Here is a 10981-nt window from a genome sequence, read left to right as displayed (position 1 = left end):
AAACCTGAATATTGCGGTATTGGTTGCTGTCAGTGGTGCGATGTTGGGCGCTTTGGCTAAAGTGATCATTAGGCGGATGAGTAGCACGGAACCGGCGCAGCGAGTTGTCTTCTACTTCGCGTTTTTTAGCACCATATTGGCGTTTTTTCCTGCGCTTTTTCACTGGCAAACTCCAACGCTTCAGGAAACTGGGTGGTTGGTGTTAATGGCGGCAGTCTCGACGATTGCCCAGCTGTTGATTAGTCGTGGTTATGCTTTAGCGCCCGCTGGGCAGTTGGGGCCTTATACCTATACATCGGTAGCCTTCGCTACATTGTTTGGTTGGTTAATCTGGGATGAAGTGCTGGCATTGAACAGTTGGCTGGGCATTATTCTCATCATTGGGGCAGGGCTGTTGTCTCTAAGTGGTGGCCGTTTGGCTAAAAAAAAGGCGACAGAAGCCTGACATCTGTTTGAGAACTGACCAGTCGGTACCACTCAGATCAATTTTTTTATCTGGTTGAAAAAAAGTGCTTGTATTCCCAGACCAGAGTGGTACTACTGTAAGTGTAAAGGGTGCTTAATAAACAGAATTAATGGGCACTCTAACAGCAACATTGCATTAAGGAATGTGTCATGAACGTAAAAATTACTCACCGCAATGTAAAAGCTTCTGATAGCATCAAGGAAAAAGTAGAAGGATGGCTAGATAGCAGCCAGGAGAGGTATGAGGTAATCACTAGTGCTCACGTGATTCTTGAAAAGAACGACCGTGAGGACATCGCTGAGGCAACTGTGCATGTAGCCGGTAAAGATATTTTTGCTAAGGCGTCTGCAGATAATTTATATGCTGCTTTGGATTCACTGGCTGACAAAATTGATCGTCAGCTGGATAAGATTCACCAGAAAAATGTCAATAAAAAAGGTGTTCAACGACCGGCAACTGAAGCCGAGATTGAAGCAGAACCCGCCTGATCAGTTTTGATAAAAAAGCCCGGTTAAATACCGGGCTTTTTTGTGCCTCGCATATATCTATATAACCTTATCAACTTGATTATTTGTTTATGATGTAAATAATGATAAGTATTATCATTTGCTTTATTTGGGGTAATTAAGTGAAAGCTGCGCTTTTTTATGGCACAACCACCGGCAATACGGGTGATATTGCGGAAAAAATTAAAGATGAATGGGATGCAGGTGAAATCGATCTGTTCGATGTTGCCGACAGTTCCATCGGGGCGGTTATGGATTATGAGCTGCTAATCTTTGCAATTCCAACCTGGGATTATGGCGAAGTTCAGGAAGATTGGCTGGATATCTGGGACGAAGTCGATTCCATTGATTTTACCGGCAAACAAACTGCCTTTATCGGTCTGGGTGATCAGTTTGGCTATCCGGAATGGTTTGTCGATGCAATGGGTATGCTCCATGACAAAATCGTGGCTAAAGGTGGCGAGGTTGTGGGTCACTGGTCAATTGAAGGGTATGAATTTGACGAGTCTAAAGCGCTGACAAAAGATAAGAAGCACTTTATCGGACTGGCGTTAGACGAAGACTGGCAGCGTGAACAGACTCCCGAGCGGCTCACTAATTGGTTAGATCAGGTAAAACTAGAGTTAGGCTTGTTCTGATTACGCGGCGCTACCTTATTCTTTTAAAAAGGCCCTGAAAATTCAGGGCTTTTTTGTGCCTGGCCGATACTGACCTATGCTTAAGGTACGTCCCCGCTCATTGAAGATGGCTCATGAGCAAGCCTCTGGCAATTAAAGGAGTTTTTATGCCAGCGCTAGGCCGGAAAGCAGAATTGAAGATGATCGCTTTGATAAGCCTGTTATTTATTGTTCTGGCTGCGATTAATTGGTTGCTTTCTCCTTTACAGCGGATCGATAACCTCTGGATGGATCTGACTATTCGGGAAAGGGCTGAACAAAGACCTTCTTCGAAAGAGATCATTGTGATCGATATCGATGATGCCAGTTTAACGAATCTCGCTGAAGTTGCTGGTGGTTGGCCCTGGCCAAGAGCGATACATGCAGAGCTCGTTGAGTTAGTTCAGGCCCAGCAACCTAAAGCCATCGTATTCGATATCCTGTTTGCCGACCGGGATATCTTTAATCCTCACAGTGACGAATACTTTGCTGAGGTGTTAAAGGGTTATCAGAATATCTACCTGCCTTTTCTTCATCTAAGCACCGATTCTGATGAGCTATTCCCGCGTTTGGATCAGTATCCGGACACAGTACCTTTCATTAAGCCCTCAGATGAAAAGCAGATTCCGCACGCAAGTTTAGTGCTGCCGAATGCCGTACCAGCAGAATTTTGGCGCCTGGGTAGCATTAATTTTCACCCTGATCTGGATGGAGTAGGGCGCCATTATGCAGCTGTACACCCGGTTCATCATTGGGGTATAGAGACCATGCCTGCCAAAGTGGCTTCAGACCTTGTGGGGTTTCAAAGAAAAAAAGATTCGCTATTACTTGATTGGTATAGGGGGGAAGATCAGCCCTATCAGAGGCTGCCCTATTATCAGGTTTATGCCTCTCTGACAGGTCAGCAGGAATATCTGGCTGATGGTTTCTTCAAAGATAAGATTATTGTGATTGGTTCTACGGCGGCAGGTCTTCATGATATCCAGGTCACGCCGATCAGTAGCACTTATCCAGGGGTTTTTATCCTCGCGACAGCTATCGATAACTTTTTAAACAGCCAGTTTTTGACAGAGGCTGTTTTGTTCCAACAGCTATTAATCTATCTCCTGGCCTATCTTTTGATTCTTTTTGCCCTGTTTTGGTTGCGGAATTTACTCAGCGCTTTGATGACCTTAAGTCTGGTGATAGTGCTCATGCTGGGATTGAGCTATTGGTTGATGTTGAAGATGGCTATCGTACTTCCAGTTATCAGTTGGATAAGTATCTATTTCCTTCTGGTGGGTTTCTTCTATGCGCAGCAATTTATGCAGCAGCAGCGGGAGATGAAGAAAACCGTCGATATTTTTGGGCGCTTTCTCGACCCTAAAGTTGTCAAAATACTGCTTGAACAGGGGCTGACCGATCAAGCTATCGCAGGAAAAAGTACGCGGGTTACCATTTTGTTTACCGATATCCGAGAGTTCACCCATCTTTCTGAGTATCGATCTGCAACAGAAATTGTAGAACTGCTTAACAAATACTTTTCCCGGCAGGTTGAAGTGATCTTTAAGCATCAGGGCACGTTAGATAAGTTCATCGGAGACGCGATCATGGCGTTCTGGGGCGAGCCGGTTGATGACCCTGGGCAAGAGATCGCAGCGGTGAATGCAGCGTTAGATATGATCGAACAGATGAAGCAGTTTCGCCGTGAGTATGGATTGTTCGATTTTGATATTGGAATAGGCCTACATACGGGGGATGTTGTGGTTGGAGCAATCGGAACCCACAGTCGCTATGACTACACAGCGATTGGCGATGCGGTCAATGTCGCTAGTCGTATTGAGGGGTTGACGAAAGAGGCGGGTCGGCGGCTTTTGGTTTCTGAAGAGACGCGGCTTGCCTGTGGCGACGCTTTTGACTTCGAACTGATTGGTGACTATAAGGTTAAAGGCCGGGAAGAGTTAGTGACAGTCTATCAACCAAGGAGGTTGAACGATGATTAAACGACGGCTGGTGTTACTCTTTTTATTTTTTTCAACGTGGCTATCAGCGTCTCAGGATGCTTTTACGGTACGCCAGATTGCGCTTCATGAATCTCCTCGCAATAGCAGCCCTGCGCTTCTGTCGCTTAATAAAAACAGTCAGGTTTCTATATTGAAACGCCAGGGGGGCTGGTATCAAGTTCAGGCTCAGGGTCAAAAGGGTTGGTTAAAGATGATTGCTGTGCGGTTCGCGCCCGCAGCCAAAAGCACCCAATTGGTAGGATCTGTGCAGTATCAGTCGAACACAACATTAACGACAGGTGTTAGAGGCCTGGATGAAGTTGGCCTAGTCGCTGGTGGCAGAGGAATTAGCCTGGAGCAGATCGAGCAGTATCAGGTTAGTCCTGAAAAGGCGCGATCATTTGCTCTCAAAGCTGGATTAAGCTCAAGGGAGATTGATTATGTGGAATAAGCAACTCTCTTTAAGCCGATTCTTATTGCTAACATTTGTAGCGCTGTGGGTCAGCGGTTGTCAGGTCAACAATATAAATTTAACCCCGTTAATGGATGCGACGAAAAAGTCATCTGACCTTTTTGATAAATCGCTTCAGGAAGAGGTTGAACTCGGGCAGGAAATTAGTCTTGTTCTGCTGAAACAAGCCTCTATCTATAATGTCAGAGAGGTTCAGCACTACGTTTCGTCTGTGGGAGGCTGGTTAGCACAGCATACTGAACGAGCGGAGATTCCATGGCGGTTTGTGGTTGTCAGAGACGACCGGTTTAATGCGTTTGCGACGCCGGGTGGATATATCTATATCACCACGGGAACATTGTCTGAATTAAATAGCGAGTCAGAACTGGCAGGCATACTCGCCCATGAAATTGCCCATGTCGTTCAGCGCCACCACCTAAATGCTATCCGTAAGGAAGCACAGGTGGGAATTGCCGCAGACTTAGCGCGTTTTGTCAGGGATAGTCAGGATGACTCATCCGGCCAGACGGCTATATTGGGTGATCACTCATTAGAAACCAAACTACTGAACTCCGTGCAGGATATTTACAGTAATGGTTTAGCACGGGGCGACGAGCTGGAAGCAGATACGATGGGGATGGTTATCGCTGCGAGGGCAGGGTACGACCCTATGAGTTATATATCCGTTTTGCAGAAAATTGATGCGCAGCAAGCAGATACTGGTTTTTGGAAAGGGTTCACAAAACGACATCCGCCAGCCAGTGAACGTTTAGAGGCATTAGAGAAGACGGCGTTAATGCTTTCTGAACTTCAGGGGCAGGTGCTTACACAGCGTTATAAGAACGTGATAAGGTGACAGCTCAACTGAATTGAGCTTAATAAATGACTGAAATTAAAGAGATTAGATCTGCGGCAGCTTCTGATTTAGATCAGCTCTTGTCAATCTGGCAGGGCTTATCTCAAGCGCTGCCGAGTCATCATTTTACTCCGTTTGGTCAGCCAGATCCTGATAAGCTATGTGAGCAACTCTCTGCGACACTTCAAGGATGTCTTCGTCGTGAAGATGCCAGAGTAATGATTGCTCTGAATTATGATCGACAGATCATTGCGACCCTATCCATCATTTTAAATAAGCAGTCTGTGTACGAGAGACCTGACAGTGCAGTACTGTTTAATCTTTGGGTATCCGAAACACTACGAAGAAACGGTATAGCCACTGAGATGCTCAAGGTGGCAAAAAAATGGTTAAAGGCTAATGACGTAACCTCAGTTCAAGCCGGCTGGCATCCTCAAAACCAAGCTGCGGATCGTTTCTGGCAGTCGCATGGCTTTTCTAGCTATGAAACGATTGGCGCTTGCCTCATTTAGCTTCATTTACGAAGTATCATTTAGCTTTATTTACGAAGTATTAGGTTCCTGAGTATGCCGAATGCACAACAGAAGTGGGATAAGCGTTACGCTGCCAAAGGTGATTTGAGTGAGTGTACTTCAAAGCCACCGGAATTCCTTGTAAGAAACTTAGATCAGCTAAAGCGGGGGCGTGTACTCGACCTGGCAGCAGGTGATGGTGCTGTGAGCTTATATCTGGCTGAACAAGGGTTTGAGGTTGTTGCCGTTGAAATCTCCCAGGTGGGTCTGGATAGATTGGAAACTCGCTTAAGCAATAAGGGCTTTAAGTGCGACACAGCGGTAATAGATCTGGAAAGTACTGGGGCGGATCTTTCTGCGCTAGGAGAGTTTGATTCCATTGTCATTAGTCGTTACAAGCCGGTGAGCGATTTATGGGCTGGGCTGGCTAGTATCACGAAAACTGATGGGCATATTCTCTTAACAACCTTTAATACGCAGCACCATCAAAGGACAGGTTTTTCGCAAAGGTTCTGCCTCGCGCCCAACGAAATACAAAACGTTGATGATGCCCTCGAGGTTATTCTTCAGGAATCAGACCGAGATTCATCCGGGATGGATTCTTATCTTTATAAAAAAGTGTAGTGCATAAGAACACGCTTTTTAACACCTTGAAAATAGCGATGTATATACATTGTTATGCAATCAATTTACATCGGATATTCCCGGTATATCGTCTGTATGCGTGAAATTAAATATTTCATTTTTTTTACCGAAAAATGACTGTTTTGTAACAAAACTGTAATTACTCAGCGTAATAATTCGGTCATAATTCGCCCGCCTGAACAGAAGTGTTCAAAACATATCCATATTTTTATAGGTGTTATATGGTTGCCACCACTAATCCATTTTTGCAGATGTTTGCGCGTTCACCGTTTCAGCCAATGCAGGAACATATCGCCAAAGCTCAGGAATGTGCTGTAGAACTGATTCCGTTTTTTGAAGCGGTCATTAAAAATGACTGGGAAGCGGCAGCTGAAGTTCAATCCAGAATTGCGGTTCTGGAAGGTGAAGCTGATGCAATGAAGAAAGAGATCCGTCAGGGATTGCCTAAAAGCATCTTCTTGCCTGTTCCAAGAACGGATCTGTTAGAAGTTGTACGTATGCAGGATAAAATTGCTAATAGGGCAAAGGATATTGCTGGTCTTATGCTGGGTCGCCAAATGGAGATTCCTACTTCATTGCAAACGGATATGAATGATTTCCTTCGTGTAGCGCTACAAACCTCAGAGCAAGCTCTGACAGCTCTAAAAGAGCTGGATGATGTTGTTAATAGTGGTTTTGGCGGTCATGAAACTGATGTGATCGAAAAGATGCTGGATGAGCTGGATGTTCTGGAACACCGCACGGATGAATATGAGCGTGATATTCGCGCTAAATTGTTTGGCATTGAGAAAGATCTTCCTCCTGTCGATGTGATGTTCCTGTATCAGGTTATTCGCCTGGTTGGGGATCTGGCAGATCGTGCACAACAGGTAGGTAGCCGCTTGCAGCTACTTGTTGCTCGTTAATTCATTCGGTAAAGACTAATGGAAATTATTGCTCAGTACGGCGATATCATCGTCATTCTTGCATGTGTATTTGGTTTCTTCATGGCCTGGGGGGTTGGTGCGAACGACGTAGCCAACGCAATGGGTACGTCAGTAGGCTCTAAAGCCCTGACACTGAAACAGGCGATCATGATCGCCATTATCTTTGAATTCTTAGGTGCCTACCTTGCAGGTGGTGCTGTAACCTCGACGATTCGTAAAGGTATTATCGATCCAGGCTTGCTCAGCGGAACGCCTGAGTTATTGGTATTCGGTATGATGGCTTCGCTGCTGGCAGCAGGTATCTGGCTACTGATTGCTACGCACTTTGGCTGGCCTGTTTCTACCACTCACTCTATAGTAGGTGCCATTGTTGGATTTGCAGCGGTTGGTATCTCAATGGATGCGGTTAACTGGGGCAAGGTATCGAAGATTGTTGCGAGTTGGGTCGTCTCCCCTGTGACAGCCGGGATAATAGCTTTCTTCTTGTTTAGAAGTGTACAAAAGCTGGTTCTCGATACCGATAAGCCTTTCGAAAATGCGAAGCGCTACATTCCAGGTTATATCTTCCTGGTAGGTTTCATCATCTCTATGGTGACCTTCACTAAGGGCTTGAAGCACGTCGGTCTGGATATGAGCTGGGCGCAGAGTGCTATGGCATCGGTCGGTATTGCTGTTCTGATCATGCTGATTGGTGTCCAGATGCTGAAGAAAATTCGCCCTGATGCTGAAGCGGATCGTGAACATCACTTTACCAGTGTTGAGAAACTGTTCGGTATTCTGATGATGTTCACTGCCTGTGCGATGGCCTTTGCTCATGGTTCTAACGATGTTGCTAATGCCGTAGGTCCTTTGGCTGCAATTGTTGGTGTAGTCAGTGCAGGTGGTGAAGTTGTCCAGAAATCAGCGATGCCTGCATGGATTTTGCTGCTAGGTGGCGGTGGTATCGTTGCCGGTCTGGTTATGTACGGACATAAAGTAATCGCGACAGTTGGTTCGAATATTACTGAGCTGACACCAAGCCGAGGTTTTGCTGCGACTCTGGCAGCGGCGACAACAGTTGTTGTTGCATCGGGTACAGGCCTGCCAATTTCAACAACGCATACACTGGTAGGTGCTGTGTTGGGTGTGGGTATTGCGCGTGGTATGGCTGCGCTTAACCTGCGAATCGTCGGTACCATCTTTATCTCTTGGGTGGTTACACTGCCAGCAGGTGCTGGTTTGGCAATCATCTTCTTCTTTATGTTTAAAGGTATGTTTAGTTAAGAAAGCTCTTTAAGCATGATAAAAGCCCTGTATTCGTAAGAATACAGGGCTTTTTTTTGCCTTAAGATAATTAAATGATCACAAAATCATCATATTGGTGTAGAATTTCTGCCCGTTTTTTTGTGTCTGGCGAGTGTCGGACAGTGTAATCCTGATTTTATCGGAAAGAAGATGCATACAGTTGAGAAAATCGGCGGCACTTCCATGAGTCGCTTTGAGGAATTGATGGATACTATTCTGGTGGGTAAGCGAACCGCGCCAGAGGAACTGTATAACCGTATTTTTGTGGTGTCTGCTTATGGCGGCATTACTAACTATCTTCTTGAGCATAAGAAGACAGGTGAGCCCGGTGTTTACGCCCGCTTTGCTAATGCTGAAAGCGAAGAGGCCTGGGTGGAAGAGCTGAACAATGTTCAGGCTCGAATGGGGGAGATAAACGCAGAGCTGTTTGGTGATGCTGAATTTGAGCGTAATGCGGCAGATAGCTTTGTTATCGAGCGTCTGAATGATGTTCGTGACTGCATGAAGAGTCTGCAGCATCTGTGTACCTATGGTCATTTCCAGTTGGATGAGCACCTGATGAAGGTCCGTGAAATGCTGGCGTCCATTGGTGAGGCGCACAGTGCGTATAACTCAGTGCTCGCGTTGCGCAAAGCTGGCATCAATGCGCGTTTTGTTGACCTGACCGGTTGGCACATGGATCAGCCACTTCCTTTTGAAGAGATGATTCAGTCTCAGTTCGAAGGTGTGGAGATTGATAAAGAGATGGTGATTGCGACGGGTTACACTCATTGTGAAGAAGGGCTGATGAAGACCTTCGATCGCGGTTACAGTGAGATGACCTTCAGCATGATTGCCACGGTGACCGGTGCAGGCGAAGCGATTATCCATAAAGAGTATCACCTGAGTTCGGCTGACCCGATGCTAGTGGGTACTGATAATGTTGTGACCATTGGCGCGACAAACTATGACGTAGCTGATCAGCTGTCTAATCTGGGGATGGAGGCGATTCACCCTAAGGCGGCAAAAGGCCTGCGTCGTAATGGTGTTAAGCTACGTGTTAAAAACGCGTTCGAGCCTGAGCATGAAGGCACAACGATCAGTCAGGATTACCATAGTGAAGCGCCACGTGTAGAGATCATCGCGGGTCGTAAAGATGTCTTTGGTATCGAGATCTTCGATCAGGAGATGCTGGGTGATGCTAAATATGACATTGAGATCTCTAAATTGCTGGCTCAACTGAAGCTATACGTTATCAATAAAGATGCGGATGCTAACAGTATTACCTACTATGTGGGTGGCTCTCGTAAGATGGTTAACCGTGCTGCTAACCTGATGGAAAATATGTATCCGGAAGGTCAGATCCGTCTGCATAACCTGGCGATAGTCTCTGCGATCGGATCCCATATGAAAGTTAAAGGGATTCTGGCAAGAACGGTTAGCGCCCTGGCAGAAGCAGATATCAATGTGATGGCATTGCACCAGTCAATCCGTCAGGTAGAGATGCAGTGTGTCGTTTCCGAAGAGGACTATGAAAAAGCGATTATCGCTCTGCATGCTGCTTTAATAGAAAGAGGCATAGACGATATCGGTTCAGCTGCTTAAGTTGTTCTATAAAAAAAGCCCGCATCTGCGGGCTTTTTTATTCCTGGCTATCCGGTCTGTCAATCTGGCCTATATCCAGCATAGGTGCGGCATCAAGGTGTTGTGCGTCCAGCATAAAGGCCACTCTCTCAAGCGCAGATACCACCATAGATTGCTCCCAGCTTTGTATGTCATCAAAACGGCGGGTAAACAGATCTTGTTGCGTTGTGGGTGCGCCTTTCATCAGTTCAACACCTTGTGGGGTCAAACTGATCCATACTTTGCGCTTATCATCCGTGCCTCGCTCCCTCTGAATCAACTCTTTCTTCTCTAGTCGATCCAAAATGCTGGTGACTGTCGCCTGTGTAAGGCTGATTTCTTTGGCGAGTTCACCTGTGGTAATCGGCGCAGACAATCTTAAAGTCTGCATTGTCATCAGTTGTGGTAAGGTAAGTCCCGTACTTCGGCTAATCTCCTTTTCCTGCATATCCGTTGATCGAATAATCTGGCGTAGTAGGACTAAGGCATCTTGGCTCTTGTTCATAGGCGGCTCCAGATGAATTTATCCGGATATTATTGGATAAGTTTGGATAATGGTAGTTTTAAAACGTGCTAATTTACTTAGCAATGCTAATGTTTTAGTATACTAAGTATTCCTTCAGTTTGGGCTTTCAGTTTTGCACCTTAAATTAGTGGTTTTACCTTCAAAACCTGTAAGAAAAGAAGCGCTGGAGCGTGCACGCTACTGGCCTGGCCCCTAAGATTTCCTCCACTTAACCTAGTTTAGCTATACTGATATTACTTAGTGTTTCTAAATTTTGTGTTCGTTTTTAAAGTCCACATGCTTCTGCCGTGTGCAGAGTGTTAATCAATAACAGAGTATTGGATCAATAATTCGATGCTTCAGGAAAAATAAACAATAAGAGTAAGGATTTTCCCCATGAAAAAAATGCCTTTAGCCATTCTTCCACTAATGTTCGCGAGTTCATTTGCCGCTGCAGCAGATGATTGTGGGAAGGTAAGCATTGCTGATATGAACTGGAGTTCAGCGACTCTAATGGCAAATGTCGATCGCTTTATTCTTGAGCATGGTTTTGGCTGTGAAGCCGAGCTGGTTCCTGGGGACACAATGCC

Annotated in this window: 13 protein-coding genes; 12 read left to right on the top strand and 1 reads right to left on the bottom strand. The window is 45.7% G+C overall.

Annotated elements, in window-relative coordinates; genetic code table 11:
* The 11 genes from MED92_RS03490 to MED92_RS03440 form a co-directional block, all read left to right on the top strand.
* On the top strand, positions 1–445 hold a 445-nt coding region (locus MED92_RS03490), incomplete at its 5' end, for a DMT family transporter (protein WP_007020101.1).
* A gap of 170 nt (positions 446–615) precedes the next feature.
* Positions 616–954, top strand: coding sequence for a ribosome hibernation-promoting factor, HPF/YfiA family (hpf, locus tag MED92_RS03485; protein ID WP_007020100.1), 339 nt, complete (start codon positions 616–618; stop codon positions 952–954).
* Between the two features lie 140 nt (positions 955–1094).
* Complete coding sequence (locus tag MED92_RS03480) at positions 1095–1610, top strand: flavodoxin (RefSeq protein WP_007020099.1); 516 nt, start codon at positions 1095–1097, stop codon at positions 1608–1610.
* A gap of 113 nt (positions 1611–1723) precedes the next feature.
* The gene (locus MED92_RS03475; protein WP_007020098.1) at positions 1724–3610 is read left to right on the top strand and encodes a CHASE2 domain-containing protein; all 1887 of its coding nucleotides are present in this window, start codon (positions 1724–1726) and stop codon (positions 3608–3610) included.
* Complete coding sequence (locus MED92_RS03470; protein ID WP_007020097.1) at positions 3603–4061, top strand: SH3 domain-containing protein; 459 nt, start codon at positions 3603–3605, stop codon at positions 4059–4061. The genes MED92_RS03475 and MED92_RS03470 overlap by 8 nt, the downstream gene beginning before the upstream one ends.
* A complete protein-coding gene (locus MED92_RS03465; RefSeq protein WP_007020096.1) occupies positions 4051–4917 on the top strand; it encodes a M48 family metalloprotease in 867 nt (288 codons plus the stop codon). The genes MED92_RS03470 and MED92_RS03465 overlap by 11 nt, the downstream gene beginning before the upstream one ends.
* 26 nt (positions 4918–4943) lie before the next feature.
* Positions 4944–5429 (top strand): GNAT family N-acetyltransferase, encoded by a 486-nt coding sequence (locus MED92_RS03460; RefSeq protein ID WP_007020095.1) that lies wholly within the window; start codon positions 4944–4946, stop codon positions 5427–5429.
* A gap of 54 nt (positions 5430–5483) precedes the next feature.
* Entirely contained in the window at positions 5484–6053 is a 570-nt protein-coding gene (locus tag MED92_RS03455; protein WP_007020094.1) for a class I SAM-dependent methyltransferase, read from the top strand.
* A gap of 242 nt (positions 6054–6295) precedes the next feature.
* Positions 6296–6979 carry a TIGR00153 family protein gene (locus MED92_RS03450; RefSeq protein ID WP_007020093.1) on the top strand — a complete coding sequence of 228 codons (684 nt, stop codon included), beginning with the start codon at positions 6296–6298 and terminating at the stop codon, positions 6977–6979.
* Positions 6980–6997: 18 nt separating this feature from the next.
* Positions 6998–8263, top strand: a complete 1266-nt coding sequence (locus MED92_RS03445) for an inorganic phosphate transporter (RefSeq protein ID WP_007020092.1) — start codon at positions 6998–7000, stop codon at positions 8261–8263.
* A gap of 171 nt (positions 8264–8434) precedes the next feature.
* The gene (locus MED92_RS03440) at positions 8435–9868 is read left to right on the top strand and encodes an aspartate kinase (RefSeq protein ID WP_007020091.1); all 1434 of its coding nucleotides are present in this window, start codon (positions 8435–8437) and stop codon (positions 9866–9868) included.
* Between the two features lie 37 nt (positions 9869–9905).
* On the opposite strand, the gene MED92_RS03435 is transcribed toward MED92_RS03440, so the two are convergent.
* Positions 9906–10391 (bottom strand): MarR family winged helix-turn-helix transcriptional regulator, encoded by a 486-nt coding sequence (locus tag MED92_RS03435; RefSeq protein WP_007020090.1) that lies wholly within the window; start codon positions 10389–10391, stop codon positions 9906–9908.
* Positions 10392–10787: 396 nt separating this feature from the next.
* Here MED92_RS03435 and MED92_RS19180 point away from each other — a divergent pair.
* A partial coding sequence (locus MED92_RS19180) for a glycine betaine ABC transporter substrate-binding protein (RefSeq protein ID WP_007020089.1) occupies positions 10788–10981 on the top strand: 194 nt, incomplete at its 3' end.

The organism is Neptuniibacter caesariensis, from assembly GCF_000153345.1.
In the GTDB taxonomy this organism is placed as follows: domain Bacteria; phylum Pseudomonadota; class Gammaproteobacteria; order Pseudomonadales; family Balneatricaceae; genus Neptuniibacter; species Neptuniibacter caesariensis.
Note: the sequence above shows the minus strand (reverse complement) of the source record. Positions and strands in the feature narration are given on the sequence as shown.